This is a genomic window from Mycobacterium sp. (assembly GCF_036273375.1).
Lineage (GTDB): Bacteria > Actinomycetota > Actinomycetes > Mycobacteriales > Mycobacteriaceae > Mycobacterium.
The window spans coordinates 1-20275 of the sequence record NZ_DASUHS010000278.1 but is presented as its reverse complement, the minus strand read 5'-3'; the positions used below and the strand labels follow the sequence as shown (position 1 = coordinate 20275).

15 protein-coding genes and 4 pseudogenes are annotated in these 20275 nt (G+C 62.3%); 2 read left to right on the top strand and 17 right to left on the bottom strand.

The annotated features are described in order from the left end of the window. Window positions 1-144 precede the first annotated feature (144 nt). The 4 genes and pseudogenes from VFW69_RS24655 to VFW69_RS24640 form a co-directional block, all read right to left on the bottom strand. On the bottom strand, window positions 145-429 hold the full coding sequence (locus tag VFW69_RS24655; protein ID WP_526505584.1) for a hypothetical protein: 285 nt from the start codon (window positions 427-429) through the stop codon (window positions 145-147). 489 nt (window positions 430-918) lie between these two features. After that, window positions 919-1830, bottom strand: a pseudogene (locus VFW69_RS24650) (M20/M25/M40 family metallo-hydrolase); the annotation flags it as partial. 56 nt (window positions 1831-1886) lie between these two features. After that, entirely contained in the window at window positions 1887-2210 is a 324-nt protein-coding gene (locus VFW69_RS24645; protein WP_526505588.1) for a lipocalin-like domain-containing protein, read from the bottom strand. Between the two features lie 19 nt (window positions 2211-2229). After that, entirely contained in the window at window positions 2230-3018 is a 789-nt protein-coding gene (locus tag VFW69_RS24640; RefSeq protein WP_526505582.1) for a class I SAM-dependent methyltransferase, read from the bottom strand. 195 nt (window positions 3019-3213) lie between these two features. Here VFW69_RS24640 and VFW69_RS24635 point away from each other — a divergent pair, with 195 nt between their 5' ends. Beyond that, complete coding sequence (locus VFW69_RS24635) at window positions 3214-4455, top strand: ATP-grasp domain-containing protein (protein ID WP_526505580.1); 1242 nt, start codon at window positions 3214-3216, stop codon at window positions 4453-4455. A 17-nt stretch (window positions 4456-4472) separates the two neighbouring features. Here the strand turns inward: VFW69_RS24635 and VFW69_RS24630 are convergent. The 12 genes and pseudogenes from VFW69_RS24630 to VFW69_RS24575 all read right to left on the bottom strand — a co-directional run bounded on the left by VFW69_RS24630 (window position 4473) and on the right by VFW69_RS24575 (window position 18284). Next, window positions 4473-5766 (bottom strand): annotated as a pseudogene (locus VFW69_RS24630) (aldehyde dehydrogenase family protein). A gap of 158 nt (window positions 5767-5924) precedes the next feature. Next, window positions 5925-6869, bottom strand: coding sequence for a phenazine antibiotic biosynthesis protein (locus VFW69_RS24625; RefSeq protein WP_526505578.1), 945 nt, complete (start codon window positions 6867-6869; stop codon window positions 5925-5927). Window positions 6870-6919: 50 nt separating this feature from the next. Beyond that, on the bottom strand, window positions 6920-8161 hold the full coding sequence (locus VFW69_RS24620) for an ATP-grasp domain-containing protein (RefSeq protein ID WP_526505576.1): 1242 nt from the start codon (window positions 8159-8161) through the stop codon (window positions 6920-6922). Between the two features lie 38 nt (window positions 8162-8199). Next, window positions 8200-9561 (bottom strand): aldehyde dehydrogenase family protein, encoded by a 1362-nt coding sequence (locus VFW69_RS24615; RefSeq protein WP_526505574.1) that lies wholly within the window; start codon window positions 9559-9561, stop codon window positions 8200-8202. Window positions 9562-9583: 22 nt separating this feature from the next. Beyond that, window positions 9584-10930: an MFS transporter gene (locus VFW69_RS24610; RefSeq protein WP_526505572.1), complete on the bottom strand. Its 1347-nt coding sequence runs from the start codon at window positions 10928-10930 to the stop codon at window positions 9584-9586. Next, the gene (locus VFW69_RS24605) at window positions 10927-11373 is read right to left on the bottom strand and encodes a cupin domain-containing protein (RefSeq protein WP_526505570.1); all 447 of its coding nucleotides are present in this window, start codon (window positions 11371-11373) and stop codon (window positions 10927-10929) included. The genes VFW69_RS24610 and VFW69_RS24605 overlap by 4 nt, the downstream gene beginning before the upstream one ends. Before the next feature lie 110 nt (window positions 11374-11483). Beyond that, window positions 11484-11747: a ferredoxin family protein gene (locus tag VFW69_RS24600; protein ID WP_526505568.1), complete on the bottom strand. Its 264-nt coding sequence runs from the start codon at window positions 11745-11747 to the stop codon at window positions 11484-11486. Window positions 11748-11791: 44 nt separating this feature from the next. Beyond that, window positions 11792-12091: a Rieske (2Fe-2S) protein gene (locus tag VFW69_RS24595; protein ID WP_526505586.1), complete on the bottom strand. Its 300-nt coding sequence runs from the start codon at window positions 12089-12091 to the stop codon at window positions 11792-11794. A gap of 11 nt (window positions 12092-12102) precedes the next feature. After that, the gene (locus tag VFW69_RS24590) at window positions 12103-13986 is read right to left on the bottom strand and encodes a hypothetical protein (protein ID WP_526505566.1); all 1884 of its coding nucleotides are present in this window, start codon (window positions 13984-13986) and stop codon (window positions 12103-12105) included. Between the two features lie 494 nt (window positions 13987-14480). Then, the gene (locus tag VFW69_RS24585) at window positions 14481-15500 is read right to left on the bottom strand and encodes a molybdopterin-dependent oxidoreductase (RefSeq protein WP_526505564.1); all 1020 of its coding nucleotides are present in this window, start codon (window positions 15498-15500) and stop codon (window positions 14481-14483) included. Further along, entirely contained in the window at window positions 15497-16936 is a 1440-nt protein-coding gene (locus tag VFW69_RS24580; protein ID WP_526505562.1) for an AMP-binding protein, read from the bottom strand. The genes VFW69_RS24585 and VFW69_RS24580 overlap by 4 nt, the downstream gene beginning before the upstream one ends. A 268-nt stretch (window positions 16937-17204) precedes the next feature. Continuing rightward, complete coding sequence (locus VFW69_RS24575; protein WP_526505560.1) at window positions 17205-18284, bottom strand: IS630 family transposase; 1080 nt, start codon at window positions 18282-18284, stop codon at window positions 17205-17207. Between the two features lie 871 nt (window positions 18285-19155). On the opposite strand from VFW69_RS24575, the pseudogene VFW69_RS24570 reads away from it, so the two are divergent. Then, a pseudogene (locus VFW69_RS24570) lies at window positions 19156-19463 on the top strand (DDE-type integrase/transposase/recombinase); the annotation flags it as partial. Window positions 19464-19899: 436 nt separating this feature from the next. Here the strand turns inward: VFW69_RS24570 and VFW69_RS24565 are convergent. Further along, window positions 19900-20016, bottom strand: a pseudogene (locus VFW69_RS24565) (acetyl-CoA C-acyltransferase); the annotation flags it as partial. Window positions 20017-20275 lie beyond the last annotated feature (259 nt).

Genomic DNA, 20275 nt, shown 5'->3' with positions numbered 1-20275 from the left:
AGCAGGCCAACCAACCGCTCCAATGCGGTTCATACACCGGACCGGCACGCCGGTCACGGTCTAGATCCCGCCCAACCGGAGCCCCCGATGCCAACCCAGCCACCGAACATGCCCATCGGGATGGGGCGAAGCCCGGCTAGTACTTTAGTATCTGCCCTTCACGAAGGGATGCTTGTCCGAGCCGTCCACGTTGTTACTGTCACGCATAAAATCTCGCATTGCTTCATCGAACTCTACAACGCCGTCATGGTTACAGTCCACGATAAATCCCATACGCTGGGCCACGCGCCAAACGGGCAAATCAGGATCAAACGTCACGTTCCTGTTGCGAGCCGCCTGCACGAGAAGCACAAAACCGTGGTAATCATCGTCCTCGATCACCTGCAAATCTCGCAAAACGGTCGCCCGATCAATCTTCTTGCCCCTCACCAGCCACCATCCTCACATCTAAATGCCTCCCCTGGGCACCGTTATCGGGAAGTCGATTGATGGTACATTATGATCAGATCGAACACGTGCCTTCTGGCGACCCATGCTGCTTACGGGAAGCGGCTCGATACGATCACCAAGGGGCCACGGCGAGGTTGATCAGCTCTGCCCCCACCGCTACTCGCTACTTTCACTGACGTTCTTCTCACCAACCTCCACGTCCAGAGGACCGGCGACCAGCTGCTCGGTGGTGGCGATGATGACGTCGCGGGCGTCGTGCTCGCTGATCCCCAGCGTGCTGGACAGCGTGTGTTGATTCGCCCCAGACAAGGCGAGTTGGACGGCAGCCCAGACGGTCTCTAGCGGAGTGTCCAAGACCGCGAGGCTATCGGGCAGGCCGATGGCGGCCCACTTGTGCGGGTGCTCACGGGCCACCACACAGGCGGGAAGCTGCGCGGCATCACCCAGCGCATCAGGTGACGAGCCCCCGCCGGCGTTGAGCATTGTCGGGTTGGCAGTGTCGCGCAGCGTCGCGGCGATCATGCGGGCCATGTGGCCGAACCTTGCCACCGCGCCGTCAAGGTCGTCCGCCGGGAACTCCAGACCGGTCAGCTTGGTGACTGAGGCGAGGAATTAGTCGGCGCTGTCGGTCAATACGACTGGGAAGCGGTGCCGGCCGAGCCGTGCGACGACCTCGGCAAGGTGGGTGACTGCGTTGTCCTGGTGCACCATCGAGCCGTGCCCGGCGTTACCTCGAACGCGCAACCGCATACAGGAGGTGTCCTTTTCCGCTATTTCCAGCGGATAGATCCTGACATTCTCTCCCAATGTCACGGAGAAGCCGCCGACCTCTCCAAGAGCCTCGGTGCAGCCTTCGAACAGGTCGGGCCGGTTGTCGACCAGCCACTGCGAGCCGAAGGCGCCACCGGCCTCCTCGTCGGCTAGGAACGCGAAGACGAGCTCACGCGGCGGCACCACGGCGGCCCGCCTGAATCGGCGCGCTATCGCAAGGATCATGGCGACCATGTCCTTCATGTCGACCGCGCCGCGTCCCCACAGGTAGCCATCCTGGACGGCGCCGGAGAACGGATGCACTGACCATTCGGCCGGATCGGCCGGCACGACGTCGAGATGACCGTGCAGCAGCAACGCGCCCCGCGTCCGGTCGGCTCCGGGGAGCCGGGCGAGGACATCGCAGCGGTTCGCGGCGCCAGATTCTACCAGGCAGGGCTCATACCCGACCTCAGCGAGTTTCGCTGCGACGTACTCCGCGGCCGCTCGTTCACCGACAACGGTGGCGGGGTCGCCGGTGTCGGTGGTGTCGATCCGGATCAGCTCGCTGGCCAGGTCGACTACTTCGGCCTCGGCGTTACTCAGGTCGCTGTGGGCGGTCGCCGCCATTGTATCAGCCTCCCGTCCTAAAGCGCTGCCATTCCAGTACACGGTGCTGCGGTCGTTCACCGAGCGACGGGTCCGAAAGCGTGAGCGGGTCTCCGTTCAATATGACGTCTCGGACCTGTTCCGTATTCACCCATTGAGGGTCCTTGGGCGGCCGTGATGGTGTGGATCACTTGGTTGTCGACGTGACGCCAGGTGCCCGCATAGATCATGTAGTGGTGCTGCAACGAAACTTCGGAGTCGCTAGGTACTGCAGCGAGCCGTCGTATAATGCTGACCGACATATAGCCGTCGGCAGCGTAAAATAACAGCCCTTTCAGTTCGGGGTCAAGCGGGCTGTCACGCTTAGTTCCGTTATCGTCGAGTTCTGGAAACGACACCATTCGCCATATCCCCGAGAGATCACTGGTCACCATGGCCTCCAGCGCGGTCAGGCCGTGGATCGCCGCCGAAGCGAGCCAGTACATAGAGCGCGGGGCCGGTCAGGTCGCTGTCTGCGGCGACGGTGTTGTCGTACATGCCCAGGATGCTAAATCCGTGGCTGGTGAGATAGTACTCAAGCTCTTTAGGGTATATCAGTCGAAACCTGACGAAATCCGTTTGCGGCTGCTGTCCAGCGATGAACCACGTGCGTGTACGGACCAGAAGCTGGTTGCGGCGGTCGAAGGTGTACCTGGCCTCAGCAGTGGCCGTAAATCCGGCCGAGTCAATGGTGAAATGGTGCTGTAAGCCGGTACCGTCATAAGTAGTGATGGGGTTGGGAACGTGTACCAATAATAAAGTTCCAGATCTAGCGTGGGCGGCGTAAGTCATGATTACTCTGCGCAGATCGTCATTGGCGTGAATGTTGGAGATTGCCCAACCAAGGCAGGTGATTGCATCGAAGGTCCGGCCGAGCCGAAAAGTCCGCATGTCCCCAACTCGGAAATCAAGGCCTGGTCGCCGGCTCAGCGCGTAGGAGATCATGCGCTGTTGGTAGTCGACGCCCACACCGACAATCCCGGCTCTGCCGAAATGCTCGAGATGTCGACCAGTACCACACCCGATGTCAAGCAGGGTTCGGATTCGTTCGTTACTATACTTGGCGAATAGTTGCAAGCACATGCGTGGAATCTCTGTATCCGAGCTAGGGTATACCTCTTCGTACAGCTCCGGATTTTCGTACAGGACATTCTTCAGCAGGGCATCCATGCTCGCTCCTCGGTCAGCCATGACTCCACCGTGGTAACAATTTATGTTACGGGCATACCGTCTATGAGAGCCGCCTCCAACTCGGCAAAGTAGCGTGCCCCTAGTGGGTGACCTCCGGACGCAGCGTGCTCAAAACTGCGGGTCTGTTGTGATCGACACATCCCAGCATGCGCGTTAACCCATAGTGTGGGGAGCATGACAGACGCGACCCTGCTCATCATGGGCGTTACCGCGGGCACATCGTGGGGCCGAGACCAGATTCGTAGACTGAGCGGGCAAGCTCGAAGACGTGGTGTCAAGCTCGTTGGTGCGGACACACCGAGCAACCTTCGATCGGCGACCGCGGAGGAGCTGTCGTGTGTCGATAAGGTGGTGCCGCTTGATGTGCACGATGCCGACGCCTGCCGAGCCTGGGCCGCCACGAACCCAGGTGTCGATGCGGTACTCACGATCCGTGAGCTTGCCGTATTTGCCACTGCGGTATTAGCCGAGGAGCTAGGCCTCCCGGGCAATGATCCGGAAGCAGTGCATCGAATCCGAAACAAGGATCTCTGTCGAGAACGCTTACGTGACGTTGGTTTTCCGCAACCGATGGTCACGGTGTGCTGCGACGCTGGTGACGCCGAACGGTTCATGCGACAGACCGGCCCCGGCCCCTGGATTGTGAAACCACGGGACGGCCTTGCAAGCATCGGCGTCTCAGTGGTTGAACGACCACATGAAATTCCAGCGGCTTTGCAGAAATTCGGTTCACCCCCACCAGCGCTGGGCACGTTGCCGGTGTCGCGGTCATTCTTGATTGAGACCTTTGTCCACGGGACGGAGTTCTCCGCGGAAGGAGTCATCGTAGCCGGGACTCCGCTGGTTCTCGCACTGACGCGTAAGATGATCGTCGAGGGCTTCATTGGAATCAGCCAGCGGGCGCCAGCCGATCTGGACGAACCGACTGCTCGCACGGCGAGCGACGCGGTGGCTCGAGCCCTGACGGCCGTCGGCATCACCCGAGGGATCTTCCATGTCGAATTCTGGTTGACTGAATCCGGAATCGTTCTCGGAGAATTCCATATTCGGCCCGCCGGAGACTTCATTCACGCCCTGGTCGAGCATACCCGGCCGGGGCTTGAGCTCTACAGTGCGCTTATCGACGACTTACTGGGCCGCACTCCCGAAACCATCCCCGACCTTACGGCAGCAGCTGGTGTCGAATTTCTTTTCGCCCGGCCCGGTCGGGTGCGCGCCGTGCATGGTTGGAAAGAGTTGACGCGCCACCCCGCCGTGATCGCCGCAGACCTGCAGGTCGCGACCGGTGACGTCATCGAGTCAAAAACGGACACCTTTACCCGGCCCGGTGTCTTCGTCGTCGGCGCCGACACACTAGACGATCTTGTTGCACTGATAGACCTCTTGAGGTCCACGGTAATTATCGATGTCGAGTGACATGGGGGTGCCATGGGCTATCCGCGAATGACGCCTTTCGACCGCATCAGGAATTCACCCAGACAGGCGTCGTGGGAACGCCGGGGGCTGTCCAGTACGTCGGATGGTCGCCGATGTACAGGTTCTTGATCGACGGCTCGGCGAGTAGTTCGTCCAGCAGTTGCTCGTCCTCGGTGATCGCTGTCAAGACGAGGCTGTCCTTGAGCACCTCGGCGCCTGCCTTATGGGTCCAAGGCGCGGGCTGTCGAGCTGGTGCACGGCGGGGCGTAGCGCGGCCGTGCCGTCGCGTAGGTCGTCAGCTACCCCGTTGCCGCCGAGCCACGCGCAGGTATTGTCCAATGTTTCCGCGGTTTTGAGAGGGTGCACCGGAAGGATCGCCTTCTCGTTCTCGGGCGGCAGGCTGGGGATCGCGCCGAGACGTTGGGCCAGCGCCTCGGCGAGCGGTCCCGGGTCGCCTTCGACGAAGACGGCGGTGGTATTGGTGCAGCCGACACCACCGTGGTGGCTCACCGAGTCCACGATCAGTCCAGGTGTTCACCCCAGTCGGAGTCGGCTGTGACCAGACTCTTGAGCGACCTGGGCCGTTGGGCAGGACAGTCGGATCGGCGGCGTACTTGTCGACGACCTCTTGGCCGCCGTAGACCATGCTCTGGTCCGCCTCGCGCAGCATCTCGTCGGCGGCGTCGTAGTCGGTCGGCAGCAGGACCACCTGGTCGTCACCGAAGCCGGACTCCCGCAGGGCGGTGATCAGCCGGTAGGGGGTGAGCGGTTGCCGGCGGGAAGGGCGTACGGCCACCCGGTACCCGAGTGCACGGCCTGCAGCCACAGGCCGTGCACACTCGGGTGGTTGCCGGCGGCGTGGACGGCGAAGGCGTCGCCACGCCGGGTCTACACCGCGGTGCCGGTACGCGCTTCGGGCTCGCGCCAGTCGTTCACTGCCCCGACGGGCCGGGCCGCCTGCACGCTGCGGTACGCATCTGCGGCGTGCCGGATGCCGTCGATGGCCGCACGCACGGTCACCCGCGGCGTGCCTGACATTCGACAGACGACGAACTCGTATTCGGCAGCCGTCATGCCTGCCACGGTGTCCATGGCGAAGGCTTCTCCAGCTCGCTTGAGGGTAGCCAGGCGGTCCTCTAGCGGCAGGGTCGTCGCTTTGCGGAGCGCTGCCATGGCGCGTGAGACGTACAGCTTGGGTACGAGGCTCAGCTCGGCCATGGGGTTGCCGCCCACGTCGGGGATGGGCAACCGGTTGCGGGCGCGGTAGGGGCCGTTGGGCCCCAATGCGTCCAAGGCGATCGGGTCGGCCATCAGTACACCCCCTTCGATGACGGCTTCGTTGTCGAACTGCGCGACTGGACAGACGTCGGCAACCGAATCGCCCACGGAGCCCGCTGGTGCTCGCACCCGGGTGGCCAGGTCGCGTTCGACGTTGTTGGGTAGTGGGAAAGACCTGCTGACAGGGTTCATCACAACCTGGCTGCGCTCGCTGTAGCCGACCTTGCCGCCGGTCTCCGGATCGACAAGTGAGAAGGTGATGAACGCGACAGAGTGTCGAACACGCAGGGATCGTCGTCGGTCAGGTCGAGGCGCTCGATGGCGTTCCCGAGGATCATTGTGCTGCCGTAAACGCCACAAAGGCGCGCGCCGGGGAAGACTTCGGTCCGGTACAGGTGCCGGGTGTCGGTGTCCATGCTCGTCCCGCCCACATGATGGCCTGCACCTTCTCGTTGATCAGCTCGAACCAGGTTGTCGCGGCGAGCGATCCGTTCCAGCATCGCCGGAGTGGTAATGAGCACGCCAATGTCCTGGGTGCGCAACTGGAACGTCGCCTGCTCGACGCGGTGGGCGACGTAGGCATTGGCCTGCTCCCTCCTGCCAGCGGCGATGAGTTTTTTGATCCACCGCGGGTCCATGTCGATCGAAAACTTGATGCCGCCCTGCCTATGGCCGCACTTGGTGCCCAACTCACCGATCAACAAGTGCGGCCCGCTCGGGGAGATACGCAACCAGTTCGCGTCCCGCGGAAACCCTTGCGCGTCCGCACGGGCGCTCATCCACGCTAGTACCCGGTCCCACCAGTCGCGGAGCACGACGACCCGTTTGGGAGGGTCGGTGGTGCCACCGCTTTCGGCCACGCGGACGACTTCGGGGTTCGCGCCGTAGCCGCGCGGAATGAGGTCCTCTACCCGTACGTCACGCAGCTCGTTGGTGACGTTTGGGAAGAGTGTGAGGTCTTCGTGGGTTTTGATGTCCGTACGCGGGTCGAATCCCAGTGACGTGGCCCGGTCCAACCAGAACGCGGAGCCGGTCAGCGGATTGAAGTACCACTCCATGGCGGCCCGGATGAACTCTTCAGGGTCAGGCTGGGTGTCGAAAGGCGGATCCAGGATGGACTCGATTGTTTGGGACACGGCGAACTCGTCGCTTGGACTAGTCTTTGACTGTGCCGGGTCGCGGGATGTCAGTCGACGTCAAAAACGACGGTGGATTTGAGTGCAGCCACCAGTTCATCGAGGTTGGCTGGAGTGTCGGTGCCGACCACGAAGACGCCAGAACGGGTATAAGAATCCGCTGCCGGTCCGATGACCTCACCAGGGGTGACTTGCAGGTGCGCGGTGAGCACGGCGGGGTGGCGCGTCAGCTGTTCCCAACCGTGAACGGCGCGCAGCCGACCGGGCGGCGCGAGAAGGAACTCGGCGGACGCGGCGCCTGTCGGGTCAGGGAGGGGCGCCGGTGTGAGGCCCAGCAAGTCGTCGATGAGCGCACCGTAGAGTTCGAGCCCTGGCAGGGTGTACTCGACCAGGGCGGAGATGAAGTCTCCGCCGGGGCGGTCATGGAGTTCTCCGAGAACGATTCCGGATTCGGTCACCCAGAATTCGACGTGGAAGATGCCTCGGGTGATACCGACCGCGGTCAGCGCTTGGGCCACTGCGTCGCTCGCTGCGCGAGCTGTCGCCTCGTTCAGGCCGGCCGGCACGCGCTGCCTGGTTTCGACGAAGCCCTCGGCGATCGTCTTACGGGTCAGTGCGAGAACCTGCGGAACTCCACCGGCGAGGACGCCTTCCGCGGAGAATTCCTCACCTGAAACGAAAGTCTCGACTAGGAATGACTGTGATACCGGCAGTGGGCCCATCGCGGGGGGTGGTGAACCGAACTTCTGGAGTGCCGCAGCAAGGTCGTCCGGTTGTTCGATCAGGGAGACGCCGATGCTCGCCATCCCGTCACGTGGCTTGACTATCCAGGGGCCCGGACCGGTCTGTGCCATGAATCGCTTCGCGTCGTCTGCGTTGTCGCACACGGCGGTCATCGGCTGCGGGAAACCGACTTCGCGTAGCCGATCTCGGCAGAGATCCTTGTTGCGAATACGAATGACGGCGTCCGGATCGTTGCCGGGAAGGCCGAGTTCCTCAGCGATCACCGCAGTAGGAAATACCGCGAGTTCTCGGATCGTGAGAACCCCATCGATCCCCGATCGGGTGGCCGCCCAAGCTCGGCACGCGTCGGCATCGTGCACATCAAGTGGCACCACTTCATCGACGCACGACAACTCATCCGCTGTCGCGACCCGCAAGTTACTCGGAGTGTCAGCACCAACCAGCGCAACCCCACGCCGTCGAGCTTGCCCGCTCAGCCGGCGAATCTGATCCCGGCCCCACGACGTGAATGCGGTACTACCCACGATGAGGAGCGTCGCATCTGCCATGTCGTCCCCACTGCCGTTCCGGCTAGATACACGTCTTGCTATGACGACGATGGTCGCAGCCTTGCGGTGATCGTCTTAGGTCGTTGGTACTCGTGAAGGGCCAGGATGCTCAGGTCGGTGCCATTACCGGACGCTCCCCGACCGCCGTGGGGCAGCTCCGCGGTTTGGACAAGGTGGCAGTTCAGCCAGACCTCACCGGCGTTGATCCGGCTTGCCAGATACAGGGCCGTAGCCAGCTCACTGCTCCACACACTCGCCGCCAACGCTTGTGGCTGCTCGTTGGCGAGCCGAATCGCGTCCTCGATGTTGTCTGCGTGCTGCACTGTGAGCACCGGCCCGAAGACCTCTTCGGTCACGGCGATGTCGTCCTCTGCAAGATCGGCTAGTACACACGCGGGCCGCCAGAAGCCGCCCTGTTCGTGGGGTTGGGTATCGGTCGAGGAGGTGTGGACGGTGCGCGCTCTGGACGCATCGACGATCCGGTCATACCGGGCGAGCTGATCCTCATTATTCAGTGGTCCGAAGCTCTTTCCCGCATGTCGCTCCTTCATGGCCGCGGCAAGTGACGCGACCACGTGGTCGTAGTTTTCCCGGAAGGTGATGACGCGTGCTGGCGCGGCGCAGCTTTGACCCGCATTGTAGGTCGACGCAGCGGCCAACGTGGCCCAGGTGTTCTCGGGCGCGTCGGGTAGCACGATGACCGGGCCGTTGCCACCCAGTTCGAGACTCAACCGCTTGATTCCGGCGCGCATCGCCACATCGTTTCCTGCGGTCAGACTTCCAGTGAAGGCAATGGCGTCTACGCTGCTCTCCACCAGGAGTTTCCCGGTGTGGCGATCACCTCGTACTATCTGCACAATGTCGGGTCCGAGGGTGTCCCGAGCGTGTTTAGCGAGGAGTTCTGCCGAGTCAGAAGTGGTTTCAGCTGGTTTGAGGAGCACGGTATTGCCCGCCGCCAGCGCCGGTGCACATCGCCACGCCGCCATCAGCAGGGGATAGTTCCAGGGGATTACTGCGGCGACGACGCCGAGTGGTTCCCACCGAACCCAGCTCTCGTAACCATCCACGAACTGACCCGCTGCGGGGGCCGTCCCGCTGCGGGCTGCCCATGCATAGAACCGCACCAGATCGGCCACCTGCAGCACTTCGCCGAAAGCTTCCTCGTCCGGTTTGCCTGTGCCGGCCTGTTCGCTGGCCGTGAATACGTCGGCGTGCGCTTCGACACGGTCCGCCAGTGCGTTCAGCCGCTGTCCTCGTACCTTCGGAGTCAGCTCGCCCCAGGCCCGCTGAGCGGCCCTGGCCGCGCACACGGCGGCGGAAATCTCACGCTCTCGCGAGTTCACAATGTGTCCGCGCCGCTGTCCGGTGCGGGGGTTCACCAGTCGCAATGACGAATCCATGTTCACCTGCAATCCGTATCGGTCATCTTACCGGGGCCATATAGGCTGTTCGCTGCTCTACGCGCTTGAAACCGACCAGCAGCAGGGCTGCTACCAGGAACGACGCCGCGAGCACGTAGAGAGCAGGGCTGCTGACGCCACCATGTTGGACGCTCGCCGTGTCTGCGCTGATGAAACCGACGAGATACGGACCAAAGAAGCCTCCTGAACTACCAACTGAGTTGATGGCAGCGAGACCCACTGGGGCTGCGTTCTTAGAAAGAACAGTAGCGGGCATCACCCAAAACACGGAAATATAGCCGTATGCACCTACCGCCGCCAGAGACAGTGCGAGCAGAGACGTCCCCATGCTCGCGGCGCTGGCAAGCAACACGAAGCCGCCGGCTCCGATCACCGCTGCCAAGGCAACATGGTAGGACCGTTCCCTAGTGTGGTCGGAGTGCCATCCATTGAGGAACATGGCGACACCCCCGACGGTGAAGGGGATGACGGTCAACAGCGTTGACTCCGTGTGAGAGATTCCAGTGCCGAACGACTCGATGATGGCCGGCAGATAAAACGTCAAGCCGAAGGCGCTCAGGACCAGCAGCAGGTCGATGAGTGCCAGACAGAGTGCCTGGGGGTTGCGGAACACAGCCCAGGTGCCTGCGGTTAACGACGTTCGGTCACTGTTGGTCTCCTGAGCGGTCGTCGTAGTGATCCAGTCTTTTTCCTTGGCGTCAAGCCACCTGGCTTCGCTCGGACTGTCGGGGAGAAACACAAGAGTGATGACACCCAGGACAACCGCGGGGATGCCTTCGAGTACAAAAAGCCACCGCCAGGACTCGACGCCTGCCCAGTGGATATGATCAAGAATAAGTCCGGAAACTGGTGCTCCGATGATCATGCTGATCACCTGGGCGCTGATGAACACCGCGAACGCCCGCGCAAGTTCCCTGCGTGGCAGCCAGAGGGTCAGATAGAGTGCGATGCCAGGGAAGAATCCGGCCTCCATCACGCCCAGCGTGAAGCGGACCACTCCGATGCTGGCAGGTGTACTGCAGACCCCGGTAAGCGCCGCCACTGCACCCCAACTAATCATGATACGGGCGATCCACCTACGGGCACCAAACCGTCGAAGTCCAAGGTTGCTGGGTACCTCGAAGAGCACGTATCCTATGAAGAATACGCCGGCCAGGAAACCATACAACGCATGCAACCCCGCAATGTCTCGCTCCATAGCGGTCTTGGCGTACCCGATGTTTACCCGGTCGAGGAAAGCAACCGCGTAAAGAACGAGCAGATACGGCAACAGGCGTCGACGTATCTTGGTCAACGCTGCGCGTCGAGGGTCGATCGACACCACGGACTGCCGCGCAGTGACACTCACGCTTGGTTCACGTCAGCACACGAATGGCACGGGCAGTGGGCACACCCGACGTCGTGCAAGTACGCGGGCAACCGCGATTTGATGTCGCAGATCAAGCAGTGCAGATCGCCGATCTGGCTGAGTACTTCTCCGTAATTGACAACGTCCATCCGTTCCTTGGAAGCGACCGGCATGTGCGGCGCACCGACGGCCAAGATCACGTGATCCGAAATCGCGCCGACTGCATGCGACACAGATCCCTCGACCAAGTAGATTTCACCGGCTTCGGTGGGATGGACACGGCCGTTATAAGTAATTGTGCCCTGACCACCGAGGACCGCGAGGACATGATGACCGGGGTGCGTGTGCGGAGGAAACCCCGCGCCTGCCGGGAGCCGAATGATATCGGCGCCAATAGTGCCGTTGCTAACCAGCCCTGAGCCGCTGGCCGCGGCGCCCTGCATTGGCACCGGGCGCTGCCCGTGCGGAACCTCCAGGCACGTGACACCCTCACCGATTGTTGCCAGCGCCCATCTGACGATTGAGAGCTCGTCCTGTAACACGCCTGTCCGCGTCACGGAGCTTGACATTTCTCACCCGGGGTAAAGTATTCACGATTCACATCCGCAAAATGAACCCACTCAGGTGGCAACTCCTCTTCCCGGTAGATTGCATCGACCGGGCAGACCGTGGCGCACAGGTCGCAGTCTATGCATCGCTCCGGGTCGATGAACAACTGACGGTCCTCGGTCTCGCCTGCGATGCAATCTACCGGGCAGACATCGACGCAGGTACCATCTTTGACGTCGATACAGGGTTGAGTGATCACGTACGCCATTGTCAAACCCCTCCTTCAGTGCGTCCGAGCAGTTTTGGGGGCTGTTATCTAGCTTTTGTTGATTCGCCCTCTATAAGCGTGAGATCGCCGCACTCGGGTCCACGTAGCCGTCTGCCAGTTCTTAGATCGAAAGTGGCGCCGTGCCAGGGGCACTCTAAGAATGTTCCGATGATTCTGCCCTCCGCCAGCGGACCACCGCGATGCGGACAGCGGGCAGGCACCCTGATGACACGATCGGCAAACCGCACGAGAAGCACGTCTTCGCCGAGTACCTGTTCGAGGCTGGTACCGGATGCTGCATCAGCAGGTGCTGCATTGTCGAGGTGATAACTTTGCTCAGCCATTGAGGTGCCCATCAGAGTTCCAGGTCCTTGACCTTGTTCGTCCACTTCTCATCAAAGCTGAGCCCTCTCCGGTAGGTCGCGTCTGCCACTCCCTTGGCCCACTGAGTGTAGCGATGGCCGGTGATCATATCGCGCGGCTGAAAACGGTTATCTCGGCTGTATTGAGCCCGGTTCAGTCGGACGTCTGATATCCCGTTCCAGCTCTTGCTGTCGTGGGCGATTGAGATCGGAAGCCGACAAGCCAGCCGAATCCCCGCCGCGTTGTGACCACCATGATTTGCATCTTCCGCCACGGCGATGTCAGGAAGATTGAAACCCTGCGGGGGAAACCGCATGACCGGCGCGTAGTTCTGCGCCTTCTTCACCGCGTTGTATCGCATGCGTTGAGCGATGACGTTGTACATCCCCACCCGGTCCATGGGAATTCCGAAATCCTCTGGCCGGAACCCGTCCCGAAATCCCGTGTAGCAAAATAGATCGGTGAAATCCATCGTCCACGGTTGATCGAGCTTGCGGCCGACCGGGACGGTGAAGATCGCGAGATCCACCCGGAGGTCTCGGGCGTTCGCCGCCCAGTGCGCAAATTCCTGCATGATCCTGGTTGGCGAGCTGCCTGCTTCCAGAGCGGACTCTAGAAACTGGTCCCATGCTGTCAGAGTCCCCATTCGTCCGAGGAATTCGGCGCCAATTTCACTATGCAGGTGAGCGCGCAAGCTCTCCGGAACTTCCTGGGTACGGCGGTATATCGAAAGGGGTAACAAGAACTCGCGACGTTCCCAGTTGCTGCCGTCGAAAGACAGGCACCGCTCGTACTTGTCTTCGATTTGTTTGCGTAGCCCAGACAGCTCTCGGGCAAGGAGCATGACATCGTCACCCTCTTGCTGTTCTGTCCCGATCTCCGGGAGCCGGCCACGGTACTGCCTGATCTTGCGTGTCAGGAACACGGCGAGCGCCGGGAACGAGACGAAGGACTGGTTCAGTTCTTGCAGGACGAAGCCAGCCTCTTGCCAACACCACGCCAGAGTTGCTAGCGCGAGACGCTCCTGAGGCCAGTCGGCCACCGGCTCATTCCGGCATTCGGCGAGCAACCGGGTGACACCACGATTATCGACGACTGCCTCGTCGATGAGGAACCGCACCCGTTCGATCGAGGAAATCCGCTGCTCCAGTCCGGACAGCAGATCGGTGCGTTCTTGATCCGGAAGCCGCTGCCATGCCTGCCTCGCCCGGGCCGGCAATGCGCGCAGGTTAACCGGCGGACCGAGCCACAGCTCATCGTGCGCCCGGTCTTGCACTCGCCCATCACCCAGCGTAGGCGCCACCACGGCGCGGTCGCTGTTGCGTCCGATCTCCACCGCCGCGGAAACGTCGTCAACCGCGATCAGCGGAGCGTTCAACCGCACCGCGGCTACCAGAGCCGCAAGGTCGGTCATCTCGGTGTCGGTGACGACCACGATCTCAGCCGACAAACCGCAAATATCTCCTGCCAGCACCATGGCAGAATTAATGTCGTCGGTCATCAGCCCGAGCCATTCCGTCATGCGCGCAAGGGCGTGGACCACGTCGTCGCCGCGGCCCAGAGCCAGACAGAATAGATACCACCAGACCAGCGACGCCCGCGCATAGGGGACCCTGAAGTGATACCACAGTTTCTGGAATCGAGAGAAATCCGCCTCCGATATCCCATGCTCGGCGAAATCAAAAGGCTTCGCGCCAGGCTCGGTGGTGGCTATTTCGTCGAGCACGGATGCATCCACTATTCGCGCGGCAACCAGGCCCAACACGACAAGAAGATCACTGTCGTCGGTGAGGATGTCCAGCCAACGCCAGAGATCTTTCTCAACCTCGTCTACCCTGAGGTCCGAACATGAACGCGGTGAGGTTGAGGTTGTCATGTGACTCCTCCAGATTGAACCATGATCTAGCGGCAAATCTTCAGCAGAAGTACACAGTTCGACCGAACACGCGAGCCGAAGAATTCCCTAGTACATGATTAGGTGATGCATCGAAGATCGAAACTGGAGCTGGACAACGAATGCCACGAGCTGCAGCTGCGGTACATTTATGGGCGCAATCTGCTCTGGTAATACCTCCCCGACACATCCCCGATGATGCGTTAAGCACGCAGCGAAAACGGCCTTTTTAATAGGAGACCAGGAACACCCGGTTATCGCAACCCGAACTGCGACCCTCCGCTCGAAATTGTCAGAGGTCGCCCCATTCAGACCACCCGCCCTGACAACCCGCGTTGCTGCAGGCCGCACTGTGTAGTCGATATGGGTAGGCTCCCCTCACTCACTCATCGTGTGGGGGATCGGCGGTGACAGGAAGTGATAACGCCATGGGCACAGCAAGTGGCTCGGTTGCCCTGTGACGACAGTGCGCCGTATCAGATCACCGTGACGTTGACAATGTGGACGCGGTTGCGCCCTTCGAACGGTTGGATGCGCCCCCTGGCGTCGAAGGCGCGGCAGGCGATCTGGTAAGCGGCTGGCGCCTCAACGGGCCAGTCGAGCGCGAACCGCTGCCATGCATGAACGGGCTCCCGACTTGCGATCTGCGCTTGTGCCCAGGTGGCGCCAGCGTCGGTGCTCACCTCGACGCGAGTCACGTTCCCCGCACTCCACGCCCACCCGGAAATCACGTGCTGCCCGGATGTCAGCACTGACCCCTCCGCTGGGCGCACGATCACCGAATTTACGTCCAGCTCCCGGACCGGGTGGTCGTAATCGGCCAGACCGTCCACGACTACCCGACGGTTGTACAGCCGGGTGGTGAACAGTCCCTCTGGTCGGCCGTGCGCGACCTGGATCCGCGCGAGCCACTTCACCGCGTTGGTGCCGAAGTAACCCGGCACAAACACGCGGACCGGGAAGCCGTGCTCGGGAGTGAGCGGAGCGCCGTTCATCTGCCAGGCCAAGAGCACGTCACCCTCCAGGGCCCGCTCCAGCGGGAGATCCTTGAGGTACCGATCGTTGGACACACCGGCGAAGGTCCCGAAGTCCAAGCCCTCCAACCAGATGGCGTCCGCACCCGCCCGCACGCCCGCCCGTGTTAGCACGTCGGCCAGGGGAACACCTCGCCAGACGACGTTGCCGACACGCCGGGTGGGAACGTCGGGTGCTACGGGATTGCCGAAGCACTCGATGACCGCGGTGATCTCGCGCGACGGCAGCCTCGTCAGCTCGCGATAGTCAAGCGTCATAGCGCGGTCGACCAGCCCGTCCACCGTGAGACGCCAGCGTTGGAGGTCGATGTGCGCGATTCCCATGTGCGCGATCACGTAGACGTCATCGATGGAGGTGATCCACGAGTCGAGTTTGGCCACCGGTACCAGCCGCCGAACCGTCGAGGCCGGGTCCATCACGACGGCGTCGGAGGAAGATCCCCCCGACCGACGGATGTTCATGGACGTAGCTCGCTCTTGCACACCTTGCCCAACTCATTGCGGGGTAGCGCAGCGAGGTAGTGCACCACCCGGGGCCGCTTGTGCGGCGCGAGCAGCACCGCGACGTGCGCGGTGAGCTCGTCGGCGGGCGGAGGGGGATCGAAGGAAGCGACCACCCACGCGACCACCCGCTCCCCAAGGTCGGGATCCGGCTCCCCGGTGATCGCCACCTCCGCAACCCCGGGATGTTCAAGAAGGGCGTTCTCGACCTCCCCCGCGCCGATCTTGTAGCCGCCGCTTTTGATCAGGTCCGTGGCGCGGCGCCCGACCAGCCGCAAGTACCCGTCCGGACCACGGGTGGCAACATCGCCAGTGCGAAACCAGCCATCGGGCATCGCCTCAGCAGTGGCATCGGGCCGGTTAAGATAGCCCAAGAACAGCGTCGGGCCGGCAACCTCAATCTCACCGATGGTCTCGTGGTCCACTAATTCCACGATGTCGCGGTGGTCGTCCACCAGCCGCAGCGCCACCCCGTCCAGCGGCGGCCCGACGGTACCCGGCCAGCGTTTCCCATCAACCCGTATCGCGCAGGTGATCAACGACTCGGTCATCCCGTACCGCTCCAGGACGTGCTGACCGGTGGCCGCGGCGATTCGCTGGTAGTCGGAGACGGGCAGCGCGGCCGAGCCCGAAACGAGGAGCCGTACCTTTCCTAACGCCGCAGCAATGTCGGGATCCTGCTCTGCTGCCGCGGCCAACCGGTGATACATCGTCGGCACCCCGAACAGCATCGTCGCGGAGCCACTCAATTCCCGGACTACCCCGCCGACCGAAAACGAACCCAGATGGTGCAGGGTTCCGCCCAGCCGCAGCGGCCCGAGCAGCCCGAGCACAAGGCCATGCACATGAAACAAGGGCAGCCCGTGCACCAGGACGTCCTGGTCGGTCCACCTCCAGGCGGTAGCGAGCGCGTCGACGTCCGCGGCGAGCGCGCGCCGTGGCAACACCACACCCTTGGGCGGGCCGGTGGTACCCGAGGTATAGATAATCAGTGCCGGCGACTCGGGATCCGGTTCGGGCGGCGTCGAGCCGCCCTCCGCCCCCAGGTCGACGTCGAGCCGCGGTACAACTCGCAGCGCCTCCGGTAGCGTGGTTCCTGGAGCGGTGAGTACCAGGTCAGGCGACGCGTCCGAGACGACGTGTTGCAGTTCACGGGTGCCCAGCTTGGGATTAATCGGCACCGCAGGCACGCCCGCCGCGAGCGCTGCGACCATCGCCACGCAGGTCTCCAGCTCCGGCTCAGCCCAGACCGCGACCCGCCGAGCGCCGGACAGCCGCGACACCAACGCCGCAGCCACCACACCCAGCTCCCGATGAGTCATCGAACGATGCCCGAACCCCACCGCCTCGAGGTCGGTGGGCTGGTGCAATGTCGGCAACAATGGCGCAGTGCCCATCCGGCAACACCTTTCGAGGTAATGACCGCAGCATGGTCGACGAGGCCGCCACCATCGATGGTGAGACCGGCGTGCGAATCCTGGGACCCGCTACCTCGCCCTGGCGTTCTGCCTCCAGCCCCTGCCATCCTAAGGGTGACCGTTGCGTAGGAGGGAGTGCGCAGGGGCACGCGCTGCGTGGCGCTCGATCGACTGCGAAGGCCGACACCATCCCTACATGGCACGACGATCACCCAACACTAGCTAGTGTAGTGTCTCATTATTGACTTTACACTTCCTGGAGGGCGACTCGTCCGCGGGCGACCTTGGCGAGGATCTGCTCGGCAGTTGCGGTCCACACGAATGGTTTCGGCTTGTCGTTGTTGACTTTCAGGTAGTCCTCGATCGCGGCAATAAGGTCGTTCACGCTGTGGAACACGCCCCGGCGGATGGCCTTGTCGGTCAGGTCCCGAAACCACCGCTCGACCAGGTTGAGCCACGACGATGACGTAGGGGTGAAATGCAGGTGAAACCGCGGATGCTTGGTCAGCCATTCCTTGACGTTGGCATGTTTGTGGGTGCCGTAGTTGTCGCAGATCATGTGGATCTGCAGCCCTTTGGGCACCTCGCGGTCGATGACGCGCAGGAACTTTAAGAACTCGGTATTGCGGTGCCGTGGCAGACAGCGGCCGATCACCGTTCCGGTGAGCACGTTGAGCGCGGCGAACAGGGTGGTGGTGCCGTGGCGTTTGTAGTCATGGGTCATCGTGCCGGCCCGGCCCTTTTTCATCGGCAGCGACGGCTGGGTGCGGTCCAGGGCCTGGATCTGGCTCTTCTCGTCCATACACAGCACTACGGCCTGGTCGGGCGGGTTGAGGTACAGACCCACGACGTCGATGAGCTTGTCCTCGAAGTGGCGATCATTGGAGAGCTCGAAGGTCTTCACCAGATGGGGCTTGAGCCCTCGAGCCGACCAGATCCGCTGCACCGATGCCGAGCTCACCCCGGCCCGGGTGGCCATCGACCGGCACGACCAGTGCGTCTGGCCCTCCGGTTTCGAGTGCAGCGTCAAATCCACGATCTCGGCAACCTTCTCGTCACTGATCGACGGTTTGCGGCCACGTCCTTTGGCCACCTCACCGAACCCGATCAGTCCGTCTACCTCGAACTGGCCACGCCAGGCCAGCACGGTCGGGCGAGATACCCCAACAACCTCACTGATCTCGGAATTCGACACACCGTCGGCAGCCAACAACAATACCTGTGCTCGTTGCACAACACGGTACGCCGCGGTCCGCGAACCGGCCAACGTTTCCAATACTTCTCGCTGCCCATCGGATATCGCCAACGGCGCCGCTGCTTGACTCATGACTCATAGCATAACGTACTGTAAACTCAATTGCAAGACACTGCACTAGAGACGTTGCCCTTACCTCAGACAAGCCGCCGGGAGACGCGGTCGGTCATCAATGCCCAACTGATCACCGCGCAAGGCGAGATCAGCATCGCCCGGTTGTTGAGCGGCTGACGAACAGCAATGCTAGTCCCAGATAAAACGATCGGATAGGGGATGAGCGTGTGGGCGTTGAATCTAAAGCGAAGCAAGGTGTTCCACTTCTTGGGAAATGGTAGGTGCTCTGGCTGATATTAGTCGACAGGGAGGAGCAGTGATATGTCTGATGCAGGGGCGCTGGCGCTGGATCCTGCGGCCAGCGGTGTTGTAGGAGCAACCATTGTCTGGGCGGATAATAACGGGATTCCCCGCTCCAGGACGGTTCCGATCACGTCGTTACCACGGGTGGCTAATCGGGGGATCGGAATTGCTCCAGGTTTCGCGGTATTAAATACCCACGATGAGGTTACTTTCGCCCACGAAGCCCTGTCCCCCCTCAGGTGATATCCGGTTGGTACCCGACCTGCGGGGACTGACCCAACTCGCCGGCCAACCTGCGCTAGCGTGGGTACCTGGGCGGCAAATCGCCGTAGATGGCTCGCCCTGGCCATATGACCAGCGCGGAGTGCTAGAAGCTCTGGTCGAGGCCGCCACCGCTGAAAACTTACAGGTCAGGGCCGGGTACGAAATGGAGTTCGGTGCTCACACTGGCCGGCGACTTCCACGATGCCGACGTCGAGCTTCGGCTGCCGTACCACGGACCCTGTTACAGTCCGCACGCCTTGCTGGCCGTCGACGAGTTCGTTTCTGATCTGCTGGCCGACCTGGCAGCCAACGGTGTGCCGGTCAATCAGCTGCACGCCGAGTACGGCCAGCTCAGGTTGAGCTCAGCATCGTGGCAATCGATGAGTTGCTGCCTGCCGCGTGCCATGTCGTGGATCAATACGCGAACAACACGATCGAAGCCGATCACGGTCGCCTGAAGTCCCGGCTGCGACCGATACGTGGCCTGAACGACTCCGCTCAGCACGGGTGATCAGCGCAGGGCATGCGTTCATACAAAACCTCCGCCGCAGCCACTATGAACTCGGAGTTGACGCCGAACCGAGGCACCAGCTCCCGACGGCCTTCGCCGAACTCGTCCTCGCTGTCTGATCCGGGCTGCCAACCTCGGCCGAGTCTGTTTGCGCTCATTCCAACGCAACAGTGCCGCCACCAGCGCTTCGCACAGGGCCTGACGGCGTGATCGTGTCCTTTCGCGGACTGACCATCGCACAGCAGGACGGGACAGCACTCGTGGTCCACCATGGATCAGGTCATGTAGGAGTCGGGTACAGAGGTCCGCAGCACGGCGCGTTAGGCGCCGACGTGTCGAAGGAGCCCGCAGAACGGCCATGTACTTCCGCGAGACGATCATTGACTGAACCGGCAGTGGGCTCATGACCGCAGGCGCGCCCTCGGTCGGCATCCGCTCATCGGCAGAAGGGTACGTCCGGACAGTCTCGTGGGCGGGCGCCCGCCGAGGTGAACGTGTGTCGGGTAGTTATGCAGCTTTCTCTGGTTGGTACGTACTGGTGCTGGATGCTTGCGCGTGGCCCATCGCGATGGCGCCGCCGTTGACGTTGACGACCACGGCGCCGATGTCGAGGTCGCGGATGGGATGGATGGCGACCGAAGCGAAGACCTTGTTGATCTCGAACAGGTCCACCTTGGCAGGCACGGCGACGCAGGACACCGCGCTGTCGCATGATCATGCGGCGGAGAAGTAGGCGACACAGGCTGCGATGTTCCCCTGTGATCGCCCCGAGCACACGACTTGCGGAAGAGGCCGTGGTGTGCGCCGGGCGGCGCAGAGAGCTAGCTGGTGAAAGTCCAGTCGGACCGGCCCCAAGCGGGGTCCGTAGCCGAAGGCGGGGGTAATGCCTCGCTGGGCGTCGTTGGGAGGCACGGTACGGTGGTCGTGATGG

What these genes read in the sequence shown, in the direction of transcription:
- VFW69_RS24645 (WP_526505588.1), bottom strand. Translation starts at nt 2,210, where the DNA reads ATGGTGTCGTTTCCAGAACTCGACGATAACGGAACTAAGCGTGACAGC.
- VFW69_RS24640 (WP_526505582.1), bottom strand. Translation starts at nt 3,018, where the DNA reads ATGGATGCCCTGCTGAAGAATGTCCTGTACGAAAATCCGGAGCTGTAC.
- VFW69_RS24635 (WP_526505580.1), top strand. Translation starts at nt 3,214, where the DNA reads ATGACAGACGCGACCCTGCTCATCATGGGCGTTACCGCGGGCACATCG.
- VFW69_RS24620 (WP_526505576.1), bottom strand. Translation starts at nt 8,161, where the DNA reads ATGGCAGATGCGACGCTCCTCATCGTGGGTAGTACCGCATTCACGTCG.
- VFW69_RS24615 (WP_526505574.1), bottom strand. Translation starts at nt 9,561, where the DNA reads ATGGATTCGTCATTGCGACTGGTGAACCCCCGCACCGGACAGCGGCGC.
- VFW69_RS24605 (WP_526505570.1), bottom strand. Translation starts at nt 11,373, where the DNA reads ATGCAGGGCGCCGCGGCCAGCGGCTCAGGGCTGGTTAGCAACGGCACT.
- VFW69_RS24600 (WP_526505568.1), bottom strand. Translation starts at nt 11,747, where the DNA reads ATGGCGTACGTGATCACTCAACCCTGTATCGACGTCAAAGATGGTACC.
- VFW69_RS24595 (WP_526505586.1), bottom strand. Translation starts at nt 12,091, where the DNA reads ATGGCTGAGCAAAGTTATCACCTCGACAATGCAGCACCTGCTGATGCA.
- VFW69_RS24590 (WP_526505566.1), bottom strand. Translation starts at nt 13,986, where the DNA reads ATGACAACCTCAACCTCACCGCGTTCATGTTCGGACCTCAGGGTAGAC.
- VFW69_RS24585 (WP_526505564.1), bottom strand. Translation starts at nt 15,500, where the DNA reads ATGAACATCCGTCGGTCGGGGGGATCTTCCTCCGACGCCGTCGTGATG.
- VFW69_RS24580 (WP_526505562.1), bottom strand. Translation starts at nt 16,936, where the DNA reads ATGGGCACTGCGCCATTGTTGCCGACATTGCACCAGCCCACCGACCTC.
- VFW69_RS24575 (WP_526505560.1), bottom strand. Translation starts at nt 18,284, where the DNA reads ATGAGTCAAGCAGCGGCGCCGTTGGCGATATCCGATGGGCAGCGAGAA.